Source organism: Saccharibacillus endophyticus (genome assembly GCF_013185185.1).
In the GTDB taxonomy this organism is placed as follows: Bacteria; Bacillota; Bacilli; order Paenibacillales; family Paenibacillaceae; genus Saccharibacillus; species Saccharibacillus endophyticus.
Map to the genome: position 1 here is coordinate 869,586 of NZ_JAAZWE010000001.1, position 20,342 is coordinate 889,927.

Consider the following 20,342-nt stretch of genomic DNA (forward strand, 5'->3'; position numbering starts at 1 on the left):
TTTTTGATGATATGAAGTAATTTGTTTATTTTCGGAACGTTCGTTCATAGTCTTCAAACCGAATCTTTCGGATGAACTTGCGATCTGCGGTTCTGACGACGATGCCTTCGGCTTTGCCTGCGGACTCGATGCCTACCTGCGTCGTCTCGAACTTTTTCAAATAAGCAAACGTCTCTTCGAACGAGGCGGGAAAGTCGGATCCGTTGACGGTTTCCAATAAAGGGGCAGCTTGCAGGTTCAAACGTTCGAACAGGGATTGCTTTTGTTCATCGACGTAAAAAGGCTGATGGTCGTGTTCGCGCCACTCTGCTATTTTTTCCGGCGGCAGGCTTAGAAGTCGATCAAGTTCTTCTTGATTTAGGGTGAACGCGTCGAATGCGCGATAGCTCTGCGTTTTACGATCCGAATAGTTTTTGGAAGCTTTGGTTTTACCGCCGTAAGATTCTTGATAAATGACCGCCAAAGCCCAATCTTGGTCGGCAAAGTCGCTGGTGATCAGTTGTTCGGCCAGCGGTTTCAGGAATTCCGCGATGTTACCGTAAGGGTTGCCGATCCGATCGCCTTTGGCATAGAGCAGCTCTTCTCTTGATCCAATCAGGTAATCGATTTCATCGTCAGGCGTACGGAGCAGGATGATTCTGGAGTTTTCTCCGTCGACTTTTTCATAGATATAAGCTTGGTTGGATTCGTTAAACCCGACCGAATCGGTAAGCGTATCGTTCAGTCGCCCGCGCTCGCCCAGTTGGTGGTAGGTTTGAATGCTTGGGTATTTGGTGAGGGAGTTGATTTTTTTGAAATCCATAGGGGCAGCTCCTTTTTCGCAAGAATGGATGAGTGAAGGGCATGGTGTTTTGAGCTGTGCCAGATCATGGGCAACCTGCTCGCAATCTGCCAGACGTTTATAAAAAGTTATTCCGAACCGGTGCTTGAACAAGTCATAGATTTGAATCGCGATTTCTTGCACCGACTCGTTATGGACAAGGATGCGAACCGCTTCTAAGACTTCCCGGTCATACTCTTCGCAAAGCAGCGGATCGATTCCGGCCGGATTCCATTCGTTAATGATCACAGCCGTTTTTTCGAAAAAAGGATGTTCCCTCGATCTCTGCTCGTCAAAGTTATTCACCCAAAACTTTTCGGTCTGCTCGTCAGCCGCGATGCTTTTCAGCAAATTCAATGCTTCTTGCCGGCTTGATTCTATCGAGGCATTCAAATGATCCGGAACCAATCGCGCCACGTCTTCCAACATGCAAAGATCGCTAAAAAATTCTACGATCGCTTCCCGGCTGCCTAGACGTTCGAGATATTGCGAAATGTAAGGCCGTAAAAAAAGACGATAAGCTTGTTCGAAATCCATTGCGCCGTGTTCCAAAGAATCAAGCACGCCTAAAGCTAGAGTCAGAAATAATTTCTCGGTCTCCGCTCTCTCCGTTAATTCGATTTTCAGTTTCTCCAAGCCTCCTTTTTCGGTCGCCAGATCGCAGATCCCTGCGCCGACGGATCTCATACCCATCATCAACGTTTGAATTCGTTTTTCCGTTTCTATTTTTCTTTTCGAAACAAAAAAGCCTTTCCCTCTAACGGATAGAGAGAAAGGCTTTATCTGTTTCGAAATCATTCAAGACTTGAATCCTTTAACCTCTTGCTTGATATCCGAAGCCGCCGAAGTCGCTTCTTCTTTGAATTCCTTCACCACTTCGACCGACTCCGCGAGCAGGCCTTTGATCTCTTGGCCTTTCTCCTGAAGTTCGCCGCTTTGTTCTTTGATGCGCTGGCCCTGCGTTTTGAGCAGGTCCACAGTGTTCATGAACTTGTCGCGCAGCGTAGCGCCTTCCTGTGCGGCAACGAGTACGGCCAGGCCGGCTCCGATCAGTGCTCCTGCTACTGCGCCGACGACGATTGCATTATTTTCGGAATTGGAATTTGCCATTGTCTGTTGCTCCTCTCAGCTATTCGAATAGGCTTGCTGCATCGCTTCTCTTTTAGGTATTACCCACTCTGCGGACGTTTGCCGCCGCTTGCGGCATACATTTTCGCATTATTCCTTTCCGCTCTCCGTTTTGCTTCGCGTCCGATACTCCCCGGGCGTCGTCGACGCGATCTTTTTGAAGGCCCGACTGAACGACATGTAATTGGCATAGCCGACGCGCAGCGCGATGTCCTGGATCGGATCGGTTGTTTCTTTCAGCAGCTTTTTGGCCGAATCGATCCTCACGCCTGCCAAATAATCGACGAAATTTTCCCCGAAAGCATCCTTGAACAAACGGCTCAAGTAGCTGGAGCTGAGTTCGAAGCGATCCGCGATCAAAGAGAGCGACAGATTCGGATCGCTGAAGTTTGCGTCGATGAATGCCCGAACTTCCCGAAGCGTAACGTGACTGCTGCGGCTCTCGCGCAGCAAACGCAGCCGAACCGCATACTCGTCCAGCAGGCTTCGCACTGCCGGCTCAAGTTCGTCCAAAGTGTCGAAATGCTCCAATGCGGCGCTCAGCTTCGGAGCCGCTTCGGTACGCCATAACTCTTTGACTTCACCGGGCAGCTCCATCATCTCGCGCAAAAGTTGATAAGCCAATACATTCATCAAGCCCGACAAATCGTCTTTGGGAAGCAGCGCCGCGCGCAGTTCGCCGAGCAGTTCCTCCAACTGCTCCTTCCACTCCGGCTGCCCGAGCCGGTAGGCTTGCGCCAACTCGCGGATCGTGCGCAGCACGCCGTACAGTTCGGCCGCCGCCCCTTTGCGCAAGTCTTTTCGGGCAATGACCCGGGCGCCGCCGAGCGAAGACTTGTATCCCATCGCTTCGTCCGCTTCGCGGGATCCGCGCGCGATCTCCTCCGGACCGTTCAGTTCATCTCCCAACGCTACAGTGACCGTACATTTCAGATGCGCCGCAACCCAGATGACCAGTTCCTGCGCAATGCCTGATGCCTGCGATACGACGTTGCCGTCCGCAAACCGCAGCAGCAGGCCCATTCGCCCTCCCGGCAGCCATTCGGCCCAAATGCGCGCTCCGCGACCCTCGGCCAACTCCCCCGCCGCGTTGGCTAGCGCATAACGAAGCAGTTCGCGGCTGCGCTCCGAGTAAGCGCGGTTAAATTCGTCCGGGCGGTCGATCTCGAGCAGCCCGACAACGGCTCGACCGAAGTTGGCGTTTTGTGCGGGGCTGCCGGTTCCGCGTTCCGCTTCCAGTCTCGTCGTCTCCGCTTCCCATTCCTCCGCTCCCACCACCCGAGATCCGTCCAACAACTCCCTGAAAAACTCGCGTCTGCGATACCCGATGTCTTCCCGCTGCCGCTGCCGATCCGCCTCGGCACGGGCAATCATGGCACTCAGCGTGGATTCGATACGGGCAAACTCGTCCGCGCTCTGCGCTCGGCGGACTCTGCGATCCGAACGTTCTCCGGCCGCCTGCTCGCCCGACTTTTCCGTTTGGCTTTCCCCGCTGATCTGCGCCGCCTCCGTCAATGCCGCCGCGGCTTGGGCCGTGCCCGGCGGCAGCGCCTCCAGACGCTCCAACAAGCGCATGACCGGTTCGTAATTTCGCCTCGACACAAAAACAGCCCAGCCGATTCCGAGCAGAACGATCAAGGCGGCCCCGCCGATCCAGACATACCATATCCCCGTCAAAATCTGCGACAGCGAATCGCCGATCACGCCGCCGCGAATCTCCCATCCCGTATACGCCGACGATACCGCGGATAATTCCCGGTTCGATTCCGCCGCCGCGCGCGACGCGCCGCTTTGCAATTGATCCGCATCCGCCGAAGGCAGATTCGTCTCGGTTCCGAGCATCAACGCGCCGTCCGCCGTATACAGATGAATAAAACTGGTCTCTTGCCCGATCATCTCCCGCAGCAGCTCGCGCACGGAATCAAGCGACACGTTCACGACCATCAACCCGCGTTCGCCCGTGAGCAGCGGAATGCCTTTTACCAGCGTGACCACCGTCCGCGGCTGCTCCCCGAACGCCGATATCTCTCTCGGTTCGGACCAACGCACCGGAATCGGCCCCTTCAGCACGTTTTGCAAAAAATCCCGATCCGGAAAGCCGGCCAATCGACCGAATGACAGATTGCTCAGCACCGCATCGTCCGCTAACCGGTACACGTAGATCGAGTCGATCAGCGGATTCGTCAGCTTAAGCCGTGCCAGACGCCTCGAAGCTTCGTCGGCAGCCAGGTACGGATTTTCCGAAGCGGAGAAAAACGAAGAAAATTCCCCCGACGTAATCTCCCGGTTCATCATCTCTCCGATCGAACGGAACGAATAATCCAGAGATTGCACCGCCTGACGCGAAAAGACTTCGTTCGCCCGGGCCGTTTCCCGCTTCGACAACTCTGACGATCCGACAAAAAACAGGATCATCAGGATCGCCGGCACGACAACGAGGATAGGCAGGTACGAGAATGTCAATCGATTGAACCAGCTCCTGGACACGCGCACCCCTCCTAATCTCATTATAAAATTACATATTTTATCATCCGATGCAATGCTTTTCGAACTTCCCGACAAAAAAATCCCCTGCGGACTAATCCAAACCTCATTATTTTGCGTACAATAGATGTAGAACAACATTATTTCACTACCGGAGGTGACGCTTCTTTGCCTGCTGAATCCTTATATATCGGAAGCGTGCTGGCCGCGGGAGTCTTATCTTTTTTCTCTCCCTGCATCTTCCCGATGCTGCCCGTCTATTTCGCTTTTCTCGGCGGATCGGAAGCGGGTCGTCCGAGCGATTCCGCTTCGCCGCGTTTTAAAGTCAATCCGAAGCTGATCGGCCGCACGCTGCTGTTCATCCTCGGCCTGTCCACCGTCTTCCTGCTGCTCGGCTTCGGCGCGGGCGCGCTCGGCGGAGTCATCAACAGCTCTTGGTTCATGATCGCGTGCGGCGCGGCGGTGATCTTGTTCGGCATTCATCAGACCGGCGTGCTCAACCTGATGTTCCTGCAAAAAGAAAAACGCCTCACCTACGATTCCAACAAGCAAAAAGGCTGGCTCGGCGCATTCCTGCTCGGCTTGACCTTCAGCTTCGGCTGGACGCCTTGCATCGGCCCGGTGCTCGCTGCCGTCCTCGGCGTGGCCGCAGGCGGCGGATCGGCGGGATACGGCGTATGGATGATGTTCATTTACACCGTCGGCATGGCCGTTCCTTTCCTGATCCTGGCCGTGTTTTCCGATCTTCTGCTGCGCCGGATCAAAAACCTGTACAAACATATGGGCAAGATCAAAGTCTTTTCCGGCCTGATTCTGATCGCCATGGGCATCCTGCTGATGACCAACAACCTGGCCGTGCTTACGGCAGCGTTCCAACTTTAACTTTTAAACCCTAAGGAGATGACCGATTTGCAACATGCAAAAAAGAAATGGCTGCCTCTATTGATGTTATTCTCCGCGGTGCTGCTGTTATCGGCATGCGGACAAAACGGTTCGGCGACTTCCGCTTCCGGCGGCACTGCCGCAAGCTCCGCTCCGGCTCCGCAGTTCGACCTCAAAGACCTGAGCGGCAACGAAGTCAAACTGGCGGATTTCAACGGCGAAAAAGTGTACGTTAAATACTGGGCTTCGTGGTGCTCGATCTGTCTCGCGGGCATGGAGGAACTGAACACGCTGGCCGGACAAGACAACGACTTCAAAGTGATCAGCATCGTCGCTCCGGATTTCAAAGGCGAAAAGTCCGAAGCCGATTTCAAAAAATGGTTCGCGGGCATGGACGAAAGCAACACGACCGTGCTGATCGATCAAGACGGCAAATACGCGCAGCAGCTCGGCGTGCGCGCATATCCGACTTCGTTCTATATCGATTCGACGGGCGGATTGGCGAAAACCGTGCCGGGTCACAACACCAACGACGTGATCGCTTCGAACTTTAACGCGATCCCTTAAGGAACGACGGTTCGTTTTCCCACTATAACGAGGAGGTTCCACTTATGAAAAAAAGAACCCGGCCGTCGGCCTGGCTCTCTCTCGTCTCGCTAATGCTGCTGAGTCTGCTTCTGTCGGCCTGCTCGACGTCCGGCTTCGCCGGAATGAATGCCGCCGGCTCCACGTTCCCTTCGAGCGTAACGGCGGCAAGCATTCCGAACCCGAACGCGGACGTCGACTTTTCCAAGTCCGACCTGAAAAAGATTTATCTCGCCGGTGGCTGTTTCTGGGGCGTCGAAGCCTATATGGCCCGGATCTACGGCGTACAGGACGCCGTATCGGGTTATGCCAACGGAACAGGCGAAAATCCTTCGTACGAAGACGTGATCCAAGGCGACCGCGGCTTTGCCGAGACCGTCGAAGTCACGTACGATCCCGAATTGGTGCCGCTGGACAAGCTGCTGACCGAGTTTTTCAAAGTCATCGATCCGACCAGCGTCAACAAGCAGGGCAACGACCGGGGCATCCAGTACCGTTCCGGCGTGTATTACACGGACGACAGCGAGAAATCGGTGATCGAATCGGTCATCGCCAAAGAACAAGAGCGATACAATCAAGACATCGTGACCGAAGTGCTGCCGCTCGAGAACTTCTACATGGCGGAAGAATATCATCAGGACTATCTGGAAAAGAACCCGAACGGCTACTGCCATATCGATATGGGAATCCTAAACGAGCAGGAGATCCCGGCTGACGGCGCAAACGACACATCGGCGGCAGGCGTCACGACGACGGGCGAAAAATCCGCTGCCGCGACGAAAGCCCAAGGCAAAATCGTGATCGACCCGGCCGACTACCCGAAACGCAGCGCCGAAGAATTGAAGAGTCTGCTGACGGATATTCAATATAAAGTCGCCGTAGAGCAGGATACCGAACATCCTTACTCCAACGAATATTGGGACACGTACGAAAAAGGCATCTACGTCGACGTCTCCACCGGCGAGCCCCTGTTCGCCAGCGAAGACAAATACGACTCGCAGTGCGGTTGGCCGAGCTTCGTGAAGCCGATTACGCCGGACGTCGTGACCTATGACGAAGATACCGCCTACAACATGGTCCGCACCGAAGTGCGCAGCCGTTCCGGCGATATCCATCTCGGCCACGTTTTCGACGACGGCCCGGCGGATCGCGGCGGCAAACGCTACTGCATCAACAGCGCGTCGATCAAATTCGTGCCTCTGGCCGATATGGACGCGCAAGGCTACGGGTATTTGACCAGCGTGGCGAAATAAAACGTACGAACTCGTGCACGGAAAAAGGCCATGACGCCGACACTTTGTCGGGCATGGCCTTTTTGCATGAAACGCAGCGTCGACGGACCTTGAGATCAGTCGTCAATTTAAAAAACTTACTTCTTTTTCGCGATCCGCTTCTCCAACTTTTTAACCAGCTTCTTCGGCGTCTCCGCCCGCACGATCTCGCCTTTTACCCTCGCAAACGGCTCGGTCCGGCACAATCGGCATTCTTTCAAGCAGGAGTCTTTTTTGACTTTGACGTCCTCGTATTCGCCTTTTAACGCTTTGTAAGCCGACTTCGAGAAACGATCCAGGTTTTTTTCGCAAAATTCAATCTTCATCGCCGTTCCTCCTTCAATTTCCGCAGCATGTTCCGCACACGCGTAAGCTCGGACGGAACACGGCGGTCAATATGATTTTGTGTACGGAACCCATATTCCTTAAGCCGGTGCCGAATATTGCCGGGAATATAATGCTCGTCCGTCGGATGCTGCGCAAGAAGCTGTTCATACACGGGTAGCAGACGTTGATCCGTCACGCCGCCGAGCGATTGAATCGCCGTATGCACGACGTTCGGCGCGGGATCGTGCAGAAGCACTTCAATAAACTCGTCCAAATAATCAGCTTTCCGATTCGATTTTCCGGCTTGCCAGATCGCGCTTTTGCGAATCTCCGCATCTGAATGTCGAAATGCCGGCAGCAGCAAGGGAAGCGGTTCGATTCCTGCGGCCTCCGCAATATATCCGAGAAAACGGAATGTTTCTTCATCTGTTTCGCGCGGAATCAAAGTTTGGATCTCTTGCGCGAAATTTCGGGCGTTCTTTTTCCGATACCAATGGATCAACTGGGCCGCGGTTCGTCGATCCTCCGCCTGTTCGCTCTCCAGCCCTGCAATCAGCATCGGATCGGCAAGATCCGGCGCATGGGCGGCCAGCAGGGTCAACGCCCAGTACCTCACGTTGTCCGCAGGATCATGCAGCAGCTTTTCCGCAAGCCGCACTGCCGGTTCTTCGAGACGAGGGAAACGCAGAAGCGCCTTCAACGCTTGCGCACGGTTCTCGCTGCTGCCTGATGCTGTCGCCTGCTCGACCAACTCTTGTTCGCTTCCTCCGGGCGTCGTGCCGAACCAATGTATCTTGAAACCGGCAATGATCTCGTCCAACCATCGCTCGTACCAATCCAGGAAGTTCTTTTCGTGCGTAAAAAAAGGCTTTTGGTATTCCATGTTCATGTACACGACGCGTCCCCGATGCTCGCCGCTGACGATCAGCAGGATTTCGTTGTCGCAGCCCATCGTGCCGATCTCGAGCGTACCTTTCAACAGATCGGCGAAAGCCTCGTTATACGCGTCGTCATCCAGCGATTCGTCTACCGCATACTCTTCCGTATCTTGGGACTGCCAATCCTGGGTAGCCGGACTCATCCGGAAAAGTGAAGCTTGAGCCAAACGCTCCACATTCGGCTCCATGCTGTCTGTACCGTAAATCCCGTAATAAGGTCCTGCTCCGCCGTAGGAACCGGGTCCGCCGTTACCGATCCCGGTCAAAAAAGCGGCGAACGCTTCCGGCAGTTGAACGCCCCACTTTTTTTGCAGCGTGTCCAATTCTTCAAGCGTCATCGGTTCATTCACCCGGTAACGATGACTGCCAGCACCAAATACCTGCTCGGCTCCCGGAGTCCGTGCGGCACGCGTCAGCTTTTGGCGAATCCGTTCGATCTGCCGATCATATAAGCTTAAATTCGGCATTTCTTGCACCGATTCGTTTTTTTGTTCCCTATCCATGCCGTCACTCTCCTTCTTTGCATGAAAACTTTCCGCTGTTTTCCAGGTTTCCATTGAGTTGTGAGCTGTTACCTTTTATAATGAAACGGAAAAAGTTTTAATCGAAATCTAACAGAAAAAGGTGTCTTTCATTAATGAGTATACTAAATGTAGAACGACTGAGCCACGGCTTCGGCGACCGGGCAATTTTTAAAGATGTCTCCTTCCGCCTGCTGAAAGGCGAGCATATCGGCCTGATCGGCGCCAACGGCGAAGGCAAATCCACGTTCATGAATATCGTGACGGGCAAGCTCCAGCCGGACGAAGGCAAGGTCGAATGGTCGAAACGCGTTCGCGTCGGCTACCTCGATCAGCATGCCGTACTGGAAAAAGGCCAAACGATTCGCGACGTGCTCAAAGGCGCTTTCCAATACCTGCTCGATATGGAGCAGGAAATGAACGATATGTACGGACGCATGGGCGACGTGACTCCGGAGGAGCTGGAAGAACTGCTGGAGCAGGTCGGCACGATTCAAGACACGCTGACCGCGCAGGACTTTTACCTGATCGACGCCAAAATCGACGAGACCGCCCGCGGACTCGGCTTGACGGACGTCGGCCTGGACAAAGATGTCAACGACCTGTCAGGCGGACAGCGCACGAAGGTTCTGCTCACCAAGCTGCTGCTCGAGAAGCCGGACATCCTGCTCCTCGACGAGCCTACCAACTATCTGGACGAAGTGCATATCAACTGGCTGACGCGCTATCTGCAAGAGTACGAGAACGCGTTCATCCTGATCTCGCACGATATTCCGTTCCTGAACAGCGTCGTCAACATCATTTACCATATGGAAAATCAAGAGCTGAACCGCTACGTCGGCGACTATGATTATTTCCAAGAAGTCTACGCGATGAAAAAGCAGCAGCTGGAATCGGCGTTCAAGCGTCAGCAGCAGGAGATTTCCCAGTTGAAAGACTTCGTGGCCCGCAACAAAGCCAGCGTAGCGACCCGCAACATGGCGATGTCCCGTCAGAAAAAGCTGGACAAGATGGACGTGATCGAACTGGCTCAGGAACGTCCGAAGCCGCAGTTCAACTTCAAAGTGGGCCGTACGGCGGGCAAACTGATCTTCGAAACGAAAAACCTGGTCATCGGCTATAACGAACCGCTGTCCCGCCCGCTCGATCTGAAAATGGAACGCGGTCAAAAAATCGCGCTCGTCGGCGCCAACGGTATCGGTAAAACGACGCTGCTGCGCAGCATTCTCGGCGAGATCCAAGCGATTAACGGCACGGTCGAGCGCGGCGAGCATCAACAAATCGGTTACTTCGAACAAGAAATGAAAGGCGACGGCTCCAACACCTGCATCGAAGAGATCTGGAACGAGTTCCCTTCGCTCAGCCAATTCGAAGTGCGCGCGGCGCTGGCCAAATGCGGCCTGACGACGAAGCATATCGAGAGCAAGATCACGGTACTCAGCGGCGGCGAAAAAGCGAAAGTCCGTCTGTGCAAACTAATCAATCGCGAAACGAACATTCTGGTACTCGACGAGCCTACGAACCACTTGGACGTCGATGCGAAAGATGAACTGAAGCGCGCGTTGCAGGCTTACAAAGGCACGATCCTCATGATCTCCCACGAACCTGAGTTTTACAAGGATATCGTGACGGAGACGTGGAATTGTGAGTCTTGGACGACGAAGGTTTTCTAAGTTAGGTCCTATTCGGAAATGAAGCCGGGTCGGCTGCGGGGGAAATTCGTTCAAGACGCTGTCTCACTCGGAAAAGGGATTGGATTTAAATAAGGAATTTTCCGAGTTCAAAGGCGTATTTCACTGAATTTACCCCTCCGCCTATCGCTTCGAACCGAATAAAACTTTTAAAATCTTCATCTATGTATGGATGTAGATGAAATGCGGAAAGGCTCCTTGAAAGGGGGCCTTTTTGCGTATAAATAAAGTTGGCTAGTGGGAATCGTCTTAACGGATGAACGACGACTAAATAAGCTGCAGAGAACTCATGTGTAGGTAAAGACGTTACGTTTATAAGAGGAGGTCGAAAGATGGGGAGACGGAAAAGGATTCAGCGACTTTTGGTTATAGGCGGGATGGGTTTATTGTTAGGGTTGGCGGGTTGCGCAGCGGAGAAACAGGACGGTCTTTCGAATGCCGATTCCGCTTCGATGCAAGAGACGGGCGAAGCGCAGGAGGAAGAAGGTTCAGTGGACGAAAATATTTCTAAAACAACAGGCTTGGAGACGGTCAATGCCATGGCTACTTTCGTCGGGTATGCCAAAGTGGATGAGTTAGATGAAGCATCCGACCTTATTTTGATCGGTACGCCGACTCAAGATTTTGTGGAACGGGCTTCTACTAATACTTATTATGCGGACGGGCATATTCAAGATATTTCGACGTTGACCGATTTCAAGATCGAACGCGTAATCAAAAATGAAGAAGACGTCGAGTTAGAGGATGTTATTCGAATCATCGAACCTATTTCGATCATTAAACAAGACGGCGTCAAAACAATACTTACGGTCGAAGATTACGTAGAACTTCAAAAAGGAAAAACGTATATCATTTTCCTGGGCAAAAACACGTACGGTCGGTACAGCGTAATCAATATGAACAACGGTCGCTTTGCCATAGAAGAAGACGGAAATTCGGAACTTGCTGTCATGGCTGATTCCATACAAGAGAAGCATAGCGAATTTCAAAAAGAGGTGTTGGAAAAATACGGGTTAAATCCTTGAAAACAAGCGTAAAAGAACAGTTCTGTTTAAGAGCTGTTCTTTTACGCCTTAAGATTGATTGGTTTATTCGCCGATCGTGTTGGTCAACTCGCCCAAGCCTTTGATAGAGATCGTCACTTCGTCGCCGGTTTTAAGCCAGACGCGAGCGGTTTCCGGCTGGCCGAACACGACGCCTTCCGGCGTGCCGGTCAAGATGACGTCGCCCGGGCGCAGCGTGAAATGTTTGGAGATATAAGCGATGATTTCCCGGCAGGAAAAAATCATGTCGGAAGTGTTGGAATCTTGAACGGTTTTGCCGTTAATGCGCGCCGAGATGCGCAAAGCGTCAGGGTCGGAGATTTCGTCGGCGGTAGCGATATAAGGGCCGATCGGAGCGAATCCGTCGCCCGTTTTGCCGAGCAACCATTGTCCGGAAGTCATTTGCAAGTCGCGTGCCGACAGATCGTTTGCGCAGCAGTAGCCGAAGACATAATCGAGCGCTTCTTCTTCGCTGACGTTGGATGCGGTACGACCGATCACGATGGCAAGCTCGGCTTCATAGTCAAGCTGTTTCGTTTCGGAAGGGTAAGGAATAATGTCTCCGTGCGCAGCTGCCGAGTCAGAGAATTTACTGAACACGACAGGTTGCTTAGGCAGAGGCATATTTGTTTCTTCCGCATGCTTTTTGTAGTTCAACCCGATGCAGACCAGCTTGCCCGGATGCAACACGGCAGGCAGAAAGCGGACTTCGGTTTGCTGCTTCGATTCGAATTTGGAACGATCCGGCCCCAGACGCTCCCACGCATTGCGAATAGACGCGATTCGTTCCGGCGATTTCAGCAGCTCATCCGTGGTCGTCGGCAATGTTGTTCCTTTTTCCAACCATGGAGTGAGCGCGCCGAGCGGCACGATTTTCCCTTCATTGATCAGAACAACCAACGGCCGGCCGCCGCGTTCCACATTAGCAAATTTCATTCCGTTCCCTCCCGTTTCGCTTTATCTCGTGCAGCTTCGATCGGTTCGCGCGAAACTGCACTCTCTTTTGTAGTATCATTTTTCCTGCAAAACGGTTGAAGCGTAAAATACATCTCCATGCATATACCGCATTCGCTCCCAAGTTGCCGGATTTGTCGTATCGGGTGTTTTGCCTGCCAGTATCTCTTCGTACAACAACATTTTCTCTTCCAAATGAGCCACGTGACGTTTCGCTTCTTCCAGCTGCCGACGCGCTTCTTCCCCGTGCTTTTTCATCATGGCGCTTCGCTCGGGAACGGTCGGATCGCCTTGAAGGCAAAGATCGATATACGTCTTGATTGCCTCGATCGGCATCCCGGACTGCTTCAAGCACCGAACGCCGAACAACCAGTTGATCGATTGTTCATCGAACAGCCGCACATTATGCTCGCTGCGCCGTACAGTCGGCACGAGCCCTTTATCCGTATAAAAACGGATCGCGTGTTCGGTCAATCCTGTAATCTGCGCCGCTTCTTTGACAGTATGCATACGATGTTCTTCCTCCTAAAAAAAATTCGAAATATCGCTTGCCTTCGTGTAACACGAAGGCTTTAAGCTTATTGTAAAGCAAATCGACCCGAAGCGAAAATATTCGCCGATTGGTACGCTGCCGCAAAAGCATCCAGCGCGCCTGCGTACCTGAAAAGCATTTTTCGTTCGGAACCGATCGCTTTCCCACATTCACCCAATAGGAGGAATTCCCATGCAAACCGTAACATTGAACAACGGCGTCAAAATGCCTCTTCTCGGCTTCGGCGTTTATCAAATTCCGGATGCGGAGCAGTGCGAGAATGCCGTGTACGAAGCGCTGAAAACCGGCTATCGTTTGATCGATACCGCCGCGGGCTACATGAACGAAGAAGCGGTAGGCCGTGCGATCAAACGCAGCGGCGTACCGCGCGAAGAATTGTTTATCACGACCAAACTTTGGATTCAGGACGCAGGCTACGAGAGCGCTAAATCCGCCTTCGCCAAGTCTTTGGAAAAACTCCAGTTGGACTATCTGGACCTGTACCTAATTCACCAGCCTTTCGGCGATTATTACGGGGCTTGGCGCGCAATGGAAGAACTGTATCATGAAGGAAAGGTTAAAGCGATCGGCGTCAGCAACTTCCTTCCCGACCGCCTGATGGACCTGATCGTGCATAATGAAGTGATTCCGGCCGTCAACCAAGTCGAAACCCATCCTTTTTACCAACAAGCCGAAAACTCCGCATTCATGGCCGAGCAAGGCGTGCAGCATCAATCTTGGGCGCCTTTCGCGGAAGGCCTGGGTAATATGTTCGAAAACGAGACACTGACCGCCATCGCGAATCGGCACGGAAAATCCGTTGCTCAAGTGATTTTGCGTTGGCTGACTCAACGCAGCGTTATCGCCATTCCCAAATCGGCGAACAAAGAGCGCATCATCGAGAATTTCGATATCTTCGATTTTGAGTTGAGCGCGGACGAGCTTGCGCAAATCGCCGCCCTCGATACGCATCAGACGCTGTTCATGTCTTATCACGATCCCGAATTCGCCAAGCTGTTGGGTACGCTGAGGGTCGAACTGTAATCGTAAAAAATAAGCATCCGCTTCTGCTTAGGCAGCTGCGGATGCTTTCCGTATTTATGCGTAATTCGCGCTTATTCGGTTCTTGTCTTGTAAGAGTTCTCCCTGTATTTGTTGTCCCGGGTCGGCTCTTGTCGATCGACGTTCGGTTCGGGTTCGGTTGGCTGCGGCTCCGAATGCCACGCTTCAACCTTCTTTTTCCGCTTGCGCCGGAACCAACGCTCCAACCGGTTCGCGGACTGGCGTTCGGCCAGCGTCTTCTTGATTCCTTTCATCAGCAGCTTGGAGCGATCCTCGTCGTTGCGTTCCAACTCGTGGAGGTCCTTCAGAAATTCATCCTTCATATTATGCATCTCCATGTATAAGGTCTCCTCTCAGTATATCGAACATATGTTCTTTTGTCGAGTCTCGTTATTTTCCGGCTTCCTGGTGTCCGTCTCTGACCGGAAGCTCGCCGAACTCTTCGCGGATCTTGCGTCGGATTCGGGGAATCAATTGTCGGTAAGGACCGACTTCGCTGATATCGGACAGGTCTCCGACTTCCAAAATATGATGCTCATCCGCTTTCTCCAAATCCAACAGCAGCCTGTATTCCGATTGGTATTCGTATTCTTTCGGTTTGCGAAAATATCCCCACGTACCGGCAAAAGTATCCAACTCGTGGTATGCGACCATCCCTTCCCGCAGTCCGAAACCCGCTTTGCGGCAGGCTTCCGCGACTCGCTCTTTGAAAGCTTTCGGATCGGTGACGACGACCGCGTAATCGCCGAAATTTTCGTTCCGAGGATGGATCAAATGCTCTTCTTCCCCTTCGGAGTAGCGCCGCAAAGACTTGTTCGTGATGCCGTGCAGACTGAGCGAATATTGTTGGTCCGCTTCGTTTTCCTGCAATACGATCGGCCCTTCCAAGTCTTCCAACGGTTTGCCTCCGACATAAACTTTATAATTTTCCGGATTGTAGATAGCGGAAGCCGCTTCGAACGGATCGTTGCGTCCCGATTCGTCGGGTTCCGGATTTTTGAAAGCGCTCAGGCATTGAAAATGAAGCCGGCCGCGTTGAAATTGTTCCATGAAACGTCGTTCTCCGAACTTGATCAGCACATAAATCCGTATCGGATTCTGCATAAGCGCTCTCCCTTCTCTTGTTCGTATTCAGCCAATGCTGTTTCAGGGATACTCCATATTTACCCAAAATCCAGAAAAAACAAAAAGGCTTTCCCGGAAGGGAAAGCTTCAACGCGTCGAGAAAGTCCGACGCAACTGGAAGGGAGACGGCGGAGAGAAAAATTCAGTGAAGGAGCGATAGCGCTCGCCTTTGAAATCGAGAAAATCCCGCTAAAATTTCAATCCTTTTCTCGATTTCAACACGCGACCGGAACGAATTTTTCTCGGAGTCGGCTCGCTTCCCGCATCGAAGCCACTTTCTCGACAGCCTAAGGCTTTCCCGGAAGGGAAAGCCTTTTTGTTATACCGCCAATAGTCCCCGCCGCTCCGCTACCGTGATCGAAGCCTCGACTCCCGAACCGAACTCCAGGTAATCGTCTTCGACGCCGTCGCTGAAAATCACGCCGCTTTCCGGCATCTGCGACATGATCCGAAGCGGGCTTCGTTCGTCGATTTTGCCGAATACCAGATTCGCGGAAGTTGCTCGGCTCGGATACGGTTCGCGCACGCTGAAGTACAGATAAGGCGAATCCCAACCGAACGAAGCATCCGGGGTCAACGCTTGCGCGGGTTGTCCGGCCGCTCCCGACGCAATCCCGGCGGCTCCGGCCAGCACGCTGCGAAGCCAGCCGGTCGAGCCCATTCCGGTCGACACGATGATTCCGCTCGACGACTGCTGCTCGGCGGCCTCGTTTATTCGCAGCTCGTAACGGGCGGATACGTGCGTCCGGCGCCCGATAAACAGATCGTTAACCGCGTACAGCACCTGCCCGTCGTTCAACTCCGCCTGCGCCAGCCGGACTTCTTTGACCGGGCGTTTGTCGCGCAGGATATCGCGGGCCACCGACTGCAATTCCCCGACCTTGAACGGCAGCAGCGCTCCGTCCCACCGCTGCGGGTCCGGGTTGACGCCGATCAACGGCCGATAAGCCGCGTATTTGAGCGTATTGGCGACCAGACCGTCTTGACCCAGCACCACGACCACGTCTTTTTCCCCAAAAATGAAATTCGGCACATGCTCGCGATCCACGTGCTGCACGCGCCCGACTACGCTCAGCGACTCCGTCGCCTGATGCAGCGCCGCGCGGTAGACCCGATCTTCGCGAATATAGTCGCCGAAATCCGCCCCCAGCCGCTCTACGTAGAACTGCGCCTGTTGGATGGTATTGTACCGAACCACCAGCTCCTCCAGCCGGGTCCGGCGCTTCACCAGCACGATCTTCGCCTCCGTTTCCGGAGCGCCCGCCGCCGTGCTGCCGAATGTCTGTCCGTGACGGGAATCCGCTCCCCTCCGGCCAGGCGCGTCGAAGGAAGATTGCCGCATTTTCGCTTCCCTGTCCCTGTTCCCGAAAAAGCTCATCGCTGCGCAACCCCTTTCGCCGCCTGTCCGCCCATCAGTCCTTGCAGCAGATCCGGCGTAATATTCAACTGACCGATTTTCTCCGCGTTGCCGGCCATTTCCTGGAACGCGATCGCGATCAGTTTATCCGGCTTCATATCCATATTCGCCATCGCTTGCAGCACGTTCGGATTGACGTTTTCCAGCGATTTCATGACGGCGGTCAGCTCGTACGCTTTGGCGTCGGCGGCTACTTTTTGGTTCGAGGTTTCCAGACCGATCAACTCCTGCCTGCGCTCTTCCATGCCGATATCGAAGCTGAGCTGCTCTTTTTCCATCTCGTGCCGCTTTTGCTTGACCGCTTGTTCCGCATTAAGCTGCGTTTCGCGAATCTGCCGCTTTTTGGTCTCGACCGCGATTTCGGTGTTCAGCTCGTTTTCTTTCACCTGGCGTTCCTGCTGAATCGAAGCGTTGCGGCGGCGGTATAGCGCTTCATCCGCATCCTGCAAAATCTCTTCGCGCGCTTTGGCTTCCAATGCGCGCATCGTGTCTTTATTCGGCAAAATGGCGAGAATCGACAGTCCCATCAGTTCTACGCCGAGCGCAGCCAATTCTTCGTCGTTCGCCAGTTCCCGCCGCATGCTTTGAGCCAGCGTCTCGCTTGCCTGAATCGCTTCGCGGAGCGGCATACGGGCCAGACCGCGCTTGATCCGCACTTTGACGATGTTCACGACGCGCTGACTGAGCAGAGCCGGATCGTCCGACAGGTAGCGGTTCTTTTTCAAATCATAGGTATAGTTCAGCACTTCGGTCATCCGTTTATATTCTGCGATCCGGTAGATAAGCTGACCTTGCACCGTAATTTTCTGATAATCGCTCGTCATCTCGTCGAACATGAACGGAACGTCGATCGACGAGACCGGCACGACCACGACCGACGTCGTCGGCGCATAATAGTGAAAAGCAAGCCCGACGCCTTCTTTGACGACTCTGCCGTTCTTAATTTTCATCACGTACTCGCTAGGCTGGAATTTCGCAAAACGGAATCCGAACATGATGTTTCCCCGCTTTCTTTTTCGTTATTGTCATTTCGACTTTAACAAAAATATAGCATAGTTTTTTGATATTATCAATATGATATTAACAAAAAGTTACGAAGAAAATCCAATAAAAAAACCTTATCCCCGCAGGGACAAGGTTCGATAAAAGTAGACAATTCCTTCAAACGCGCTCCGATTGCCGCTCTCGGGCATCCTCAACCGTTGGCAACGATGCCGAATCCGAAGCCCGTTTATTTGCTGCATGATCCCGCACATGTTCCAGCACCGCGTCGAACAATTCAAGCTGATTCGGCGAATGGCAGACCAGATGGCCGCTTTGCGGCAGCAGCACTACCTTTTTATCCGCCGATCCCAGATGTTCGTTCAGATACGCGGAACTGCGGGGCTTTACCAGGTGATCCGTGGCTCCTTGCACGATCAATGCCGGAGACTTTGCTTCTTCGTACCACTCCAGCGATTCGTCCACGATACGGTAAAACTCGCGCGTGGCCCGGGCCGGAACGGCAAAAAAGTTACGAATGTAACGTCCCACCATACGCGGTTGCATCAAAGTTCGGGCAATCGCCGGCGGATGAAGCGGAAATACCGGCGTGGACAATAACGTAATCGACGCGATGCGTTCCTTGTAAAAAGCCGCAAGGCGCGTCGCGATCAACGCCCCCGTAGAAAATCCGATCAGATGCACGCGGTCATGTTTGACGAGCAGCGTCTTGAGTTGTTCTTCGGCGCTGGCGATCCATTCCCGATTGCCTGCATCCTGCATTTCCTTGCGACTGCCGCCGTGACCGCTAAGCGTGAACGTACTGACGTCAAATCCTTTTTGATCCAAAAAATCGGCAAGCGGCTCCATCTCGTGCACGCCTCCCGTAAAACCGTGAATCAGCAGGCAGGCTTCCATCTGTACCCTCTCCCGTCCTTTTCGATTCGGTGCTTTCTATCAGTATAGCGCTTATCGAATCGAATCGGCAAAGCGGTCAACCTTTTGAATCCGGCCCGTCACCGCTTAATCGCGTCTTTGTTGCAAATCCGTCACGTCTTGTTTACTTTGACCCGGTACTGTTTCAATAGACGCTCGGCTTCTTCGCGTATTTCGGGATCGGAATCGCCGGCCGCGCGTTCAAAATAAAGATACGCCTGCTCCCCATACTCACCGAGACGGCGGAGCACGGCTTTACGGAGTTTGACTCCGGAAGAAGGTTCCGCGATCAATCTGCCGTATCGAGACAACAATCCCGGCAAAGGCAGCCCTTCAAGCGCGCCTACCGCGGTCTCGCGTACCACCTCGTCCGCATCGTCCAACGCCCGTCCGAATTGCATCGCGTACGCTTCCCGTCCCGGCAGGCGCCCCGCATGGAACACAGCTTCGCGGCGCATATCCGGATCGGGATGCGTGAAGAACAGAATCAGCGTCGCCAGCGGATTTACCGGTCCTTGCTCCAGAATGCGGACAGACTGACACAGCACACGGTGGTCTTCTTCGTCAGCCAGCAATCGTTCAAGCCGCGACGTCAGTTGACCGCCCCCAGGCTCACCGTACGCGTCAATTTGTCTGGCTGCATTCAATCGCTCTTCCGCGAGCGGACTTGCCAGTGCCTTTTCAAGAAAAGCAAGGGCTTGGACATATTCTTTTTGCGCCAAAATCTCCAGAGCAGCCATTCGCACGGCCGGAGACGCGTCTGCACATTGTTCGAATAGGAACGACAGCGTCTCTTGCTTCAGCTTGGGAAGCTTATGCATGCCTTGGATCGCGCTGACCTTGACCTTCTCTTCCAGACTCGTCAAATACAGATCAATGAGCTCCACGTCGTCCCCGGCCCGCTCCATCGCGAACCAGCCCGTGTCGTAACCGCCGATGATCTCGTCCACCCAACGCTCGTACCATTCCAGAAAATTCGCTTCATATGTAAAAAAGGGAATTTGATAGCTGCGATCCACATACACGACTCGACCCCGGTAAGGACCGTTCAGCACCAGCATCATTTCAAAAGTCCAGCCCATGGATCCGATGCCAAGCATGCCGCCATACAGCTCCTGCTGCAGTCGCCTCCGCTCTTCGGGCTTGATCGAGGGATCATCCAGGAAAGCGATCATCGCTCCCCACTCTTCTTGAGTCATGCCGGGAGACAATAGGCATTCTTGCTTCAAAGGTGCTGCGATCCTGTCCGGATCAAGCGGCGCTATGCCGTAATAAGGACCTGCTCCCCCATTACCCACAACTTGCAAAAACTCGGAAAACTCATTCGGTAGCGCTATGCCTGTCTTGGCTTCGAACCGGGCAATCGCCTCAAGTTCAAGCGGTTCGTTCATTTGGTAACCGTGCCGATTCGCTCCGAATTCTTTGAGAGCATCGTCGCGCCGCGTTGCCATCTTCAGCTTCCAGACGATACGCTCCAACTGCGCTTGCTTCTTCACTTCGTGTCCCTCCCCAAGTAAAGCCGACCGTGATCGCACTCCCGACGCGCGGTCGCCTTCCGTTCGCTTCTCCGGCCGCGATGAAGCGATAATTCCGTCTCTCTGACGATCCTCGTTATCTATGTCTGTTGGTTGTATGTATGCTATAA

General features: G+C 53.5%; 19 protein-coding genes. 6 read left to right on the forward strand and 13 right to left on the reverse strand.

Features of this window, described 5'->3' with window-relative positions; all coding sequences use genetic code 11:
* Positions 1-25: 25 nt before the first annotated feature.
* The 3 genes from HRQ63_RS03920 to HRQ63_RS26250 all read right to left on the reverse strand — a co-directional run bounded on the left by HRQ63_RS03920 (position 26) and on the right by HRQ63_RS26250 (position 4,435).
* Entirely contained in the window at positions 26-1,516 is a 1,491-nt protein-coding gene (locus HRQ63_RS03920; protein ID WP_172239369.1) for a DUF3969 family protein, read from the reverse strand.
* Between the two features lie 102 nt (positions 1,517-1,618).
* Positions 1,619-1,930: a YtxH domain-containing protein gene (locus tag HRQ63_RS03925; protein ID WP_172239372.1), complete on the reverse strand. Its 312-nt coding sequence runs from the start codon at positions 1,928-1,930 to the stop codon at positions 1,619-1,621.
* Positions 1,931-2,038: 108 nt separating this feature from the next.
* Positions 2,039-4,435: an AraC family transcriptional regulator gene (locus HRQ63_RS26250; RefSeq protein WP_172239375.1), complete on the reverse strand. Its 2,397-nt coding sequence runs from the start codon at positions 4,433-4,435 to the stop codon at positions 2,039-2,041.
* 165 nt (positions 4,436-4,600) lie between these two features.
* Here HRQ63_RS26250 and HRQ63_RS03935 point away from each other — a divergent pair, with 165 nt between their 5' ends.
* The 3 genes from HRQ63_RS03935 to msrB are packed head-to-tail and all read left to right on the forward strand — an operon-like array spanning position 4,601 to position 7,152.
* Entirely contained in the window at positions 4,601-5,314 is a 714-nt protein-coding gene (locus tag HRQ63_RS03935) for a cytochrome c biogenesis CcdA family protein (protein WP_172239378.1), read from the forward strand.
* Between the two features lie 18 nt (positions 5,315-5,332).
* Positions 5,333-5,881, forward strand: coding sequence for a redoxin family protein (locus HRQ63_RS03940; protein ID WP_229714058.1), 549 nt, complete (start codon positions 5,333-5,335; stop codon positions 5,879-5,881).
* Between the two features lie 44 nt (positions 5,882-5,925).
* The gene (gene msrB, locus HRQ63_RS03945; RefSeq protein WP_172239384.1) at positions 5,926-7,152 is read left to right on the forward strand and encodes a peptide-methionine (R)-S-oxide reductase MsrB; all 1,227 of its coding nucleotides are present in this window, start codon (positions 5,926-5,928) and stop codon (positions 7,150-7,152) included.
* Positions 7,153-7,268: 116 nt separating this feature from the next.
* On the opposite strand, the gene HRQ63_RS03950 is transcribed toward msrB, so the two are convergent.
* Both HRQ63_RS03950 and HRQ63_RS03955 read right to left on the reverse strand, forming a co-directional pair.
* Complete coding sequence (locus HRQ63_RS03950) at positions 7,269-7,496, reverse strand: DUF1450 domain-containing protein (protein WP_172239387.1); 228 nt, start codon at positions 7,494-7,496, stop codon at positions 7,269-7,271.
* Positions 7,493-8,938, reverse strand: coding sequence for a HEAT repeat domain-containing protein (locus tag HRQ63_RS03955; protein WP_172239390.1), 1,446 nt, complete (start codon positions 8,936-8,938; stop codon positions 7,493-7,495). The genes HRQ63_RS03950 and HRQ63_RS03955 overlap by 4 nt, the downstream gene beginning before the upstream one ends.
* 134 nt (positions 8,939-9,072) lie before the next feature.
* On the opposite strand from HRQ63_RS03955, the gene HRQ63_RS03960 reads away from it, so the two are divergent.
* Positions 9,073-10,629 carry an ABC-F family ATP-binding cassette domain-containing protein gene (locus HRQ63_RS03960; RefSeq protein WP_172239393.1) on the forward strand — a complete coding sequence of 519 codons (1,557 nt, stop codon included), beginning with the start codon at positions 9,073-9,075 and terminating at the stop codon, positions 10,627-10,629.
* Positions 10,630-10,979: 350 nt separating this feature from the next.
* On the forward strand, positions 10,980-11,672 hold the full coding sequence (locus HRQ63_RS03965; protein WP_172239396.1) for a hypothetical protein: 693 nt from the start codon (positions 10,980-10,982) through the stop codon (positions 11,670-11,672).
* A 63-nt stretch (positions 11,673-11,735) separates the two neighbouring features.
* Here HRQ63_RS03965 and HRQ63_RS03970 read toward each other — a convergent pair whose 3' ends face one another.
* Positions 11,736-12,626: a fumarylacetoacetate hydrolase family protein gene (locus tag HRQ63_RS03970; RefSeq protein WP_172239399.1), complete on the reverse strand. Its 891-nt coding sequence runs from the start codon at positions 12,624-12,626 to the stop codon at positions 11,736-11,738.
* A gap of 75 nt (positions 12,627-12,701) precedes the next feature.
* Positions 12,702-13,154, reverse strand: coding sequence for a MerR family transcriptional regulator (locus tag HRQ63_RS03975; RefSeq protein ID WP_172239402.1), 453 nt, complete (start codon positions 13,152-13,154; stop codon positions 12,702-12,704).
* 214 nt (positions 13,155-13,368) lie between these two features.
* On the opposite strand from HRQ63_RS03975, the gene HRQ63_RS03980 reads away from it, so the two are divergent.
* The gene (locus HRQ63_RS03980) at positions 13,369-14,220 is read left to right on the forward strand and encodes an aldo/keto reductase (protein WP_172239405.1); all 852 of its coding nucleotides are present in this window, start codon (positions 13,369-13,371) and stop codon (positions 14,218-14,220) included.
* 71 nt (positions 14,221-14,291) lie between these two features.
* Here the strand turns inward: HRQ63_RS03980 and HRQ63_RS03985 are convergent, their stop codons facing one another.
* The 6 genes from HRQ63_RS03985 to HRQ63_RS26255 all read right to left on the reverse strand — a co-directional run bounded on the left by HRQ63_RS03985 (position 14,292) and on the right by HRQ63_RS26255 (position 20,193).
* Complete coding sequence (locus tag HRQ63_RS03985) at positions 14,292-14,576, reverse strand: hypothetical protein (protein WP_172239408.1); 285 nt, start codon at positions 14,574-14,576, stop codon at positions 14,292-14,294.
* Between the two features lie 52 nt (positions 14,577-14,628).
* Entirely contained in the window at positions 14,629-15,342 is a 714-nt protein-coding gene (locus tag HRQ63_RS03990; RefSeq protein ID WP_172239411.1) for a hypothetical protein, read from the reverse strand.
* Positions 15,343-15,682: 340 nt separating this feature from the next.
* Positions 15,683-16,705 (reverse strand): NAD(+)/NADH kinase, encoded by a 1,023-nt coding sequence (locus HRQ63_RS03995; protein WP_229714059.1) that lies wholly within the window; start codon positions 16,703-16,705, stop codon positions 15,683-15,685.
* Between the two features lie 32 nt (positions 16,706-16,737).
* Positions 16,738-17,775 carry an SPFH domain-containing protein gene (locus tag HRQ63_RS04000; RefSeq protein WP_172239414.1) on the reverse strand — a complete coding sequence of 346 codons (1,038 nt, stop codon included), beginning with the start codon at positions 17,773-17,775 and terminating at the stop codon, positions 16,738-16,740.
* A 166-nt stretch (positions 17,776-17,941) separates the two neighbouring features.
* On the reverse strand, positions 17,942-18,679 hold the full coding sequence (locus HRQ63_RS04005; protein ID WP_172239417.1) for an alpha/beta hydrolase: 738 nt from the start codon (positions 18,677-18,679) through the stop codon (positions 17,942-17,944).
* Positions 18,680-18,810: 131 nt separating this feature from the next.
* On the reverse strand, positions 18,811-20,193 hold the full coding sequence (locus HRQ63_RS26255) for a HEAT repeat domain-containing protein (protein ID WP_172239420.1): 1,383 nt from the start codon (positions 20,191-20,193) through the stop codon (positions 18,811-18,813).
* Between the last annotated feature and the right edge of the window lie 149 nt (positions 20,194-20,342).

Coding starts and splice junctions, on each gene's coding strand:
- HRQ63_RS03985 (WP_172239408.1), bottom strand. CDS start 14,576: ATGGAGATGCATAATATGAAGGATGAATTTCTGAAGGACCTCCACGAG.
- HRQ63_RS03975 (WP_172239402.1), bottom strand. CDS start 13,154: ATGCATACTGTCAAAGAAGCGGCGCAGATTACAGGATTGACCGAACAC.
- HRQ63_RS03950 (WP_172239387.1), bottom strand. CDS start 7,496: ATGAAGATTGAATTTTGCGAAAAAAACCTGGATCGTTTCTCGAAGTCG.
- msrB (WP_172239384.1), top strand. CDS start 5,926: ATGAAAAAAAGAACCCGGCCGTCGGCCTGGCTCTCTCTCGTCTCGCTA.
- HRQ63_RS03960 (WP_172239393.1), top strand. CDS start 9,073: ATGAGTATACTAAATGTAGAACGACTGAGCCACGGCTTCGGCGACCGG.
- HRQ63_RS03980 (WP_172239405.1), top strand. CDS start 13,369: ATGCAAACCGTAACATTGAACAACGGCGTCAAAATGCCTCTTCTCGGC.
- HRQ63_RS04000 (WP_172239414.1), bottom strand. CDS start 17,775: ATGTTCGGATTCCGTTTTGCGAAATTCCAGCCTAGCGAGTACGTGATG.
- HRQ63_RS03995 (WP_229714059.1), bottom strand. CDS start 16,705: ATGCGGCAATCTTCCTTCGACGCGCCTGGCCGGAGGGGAGCGGATTCC.
- HRQ63_RS03970 (WP_172239399.1), bottom strand. CDS start 12,626: ATGAAATTTGCTAATGTGGAACGCGGCGGCCGGCCGTTGGTTGTTCTG.
- HRQ63_RS03955 (WP_172239390.1), bottom strand. CDS start 8,938: ATGGATAGGGAACAAAAAAACGAATCGGTGCAAGAAATGCCGAATTTA.
- HRQ63_RS04005 (WP_172239417.1), bottom strand. CDS start 18,679: ATGGAAGCCTGCCTGCTGATTCACGGTTTTACGGGAGGCGTGCACGAG.
- HRQ63_RS03920 (WP_172239369.1), bottom strand. CDS start 1,516: ATGATGGGTATGAGATCCGTCGGCGCAGGGATCTGCGATCTGGCGACC.
- HRQ63_RS03990 (WP_172239411.1), bottom strand. CDS start 15,342: ATGCAGAATCCGATACGGATTTATGTGCTGATCAAGTTCGGAGAACGA.
- HRQ63_RS03965 (WP_172239396.1), top strand. CDS start 10,980: ATGGGGAGACGGAAAAGGATTCAGCGACTTTTGGTTATAGGCGGGATG.
- HRQ63_RS03940 (WP_229714058.1), top strand. CDS start 5,333: ATGACCGATTTGCAACATGCAAAAAAGAAATGGCTGCCTCTATTGATG.
- HRQ63_RS03925 (WP_172239372.1), bottom strand. CDS start 1,930: ATGGCAAATTCCAATTCCGAAAATAATGCAATCGTCGTCGGCGCAGTA.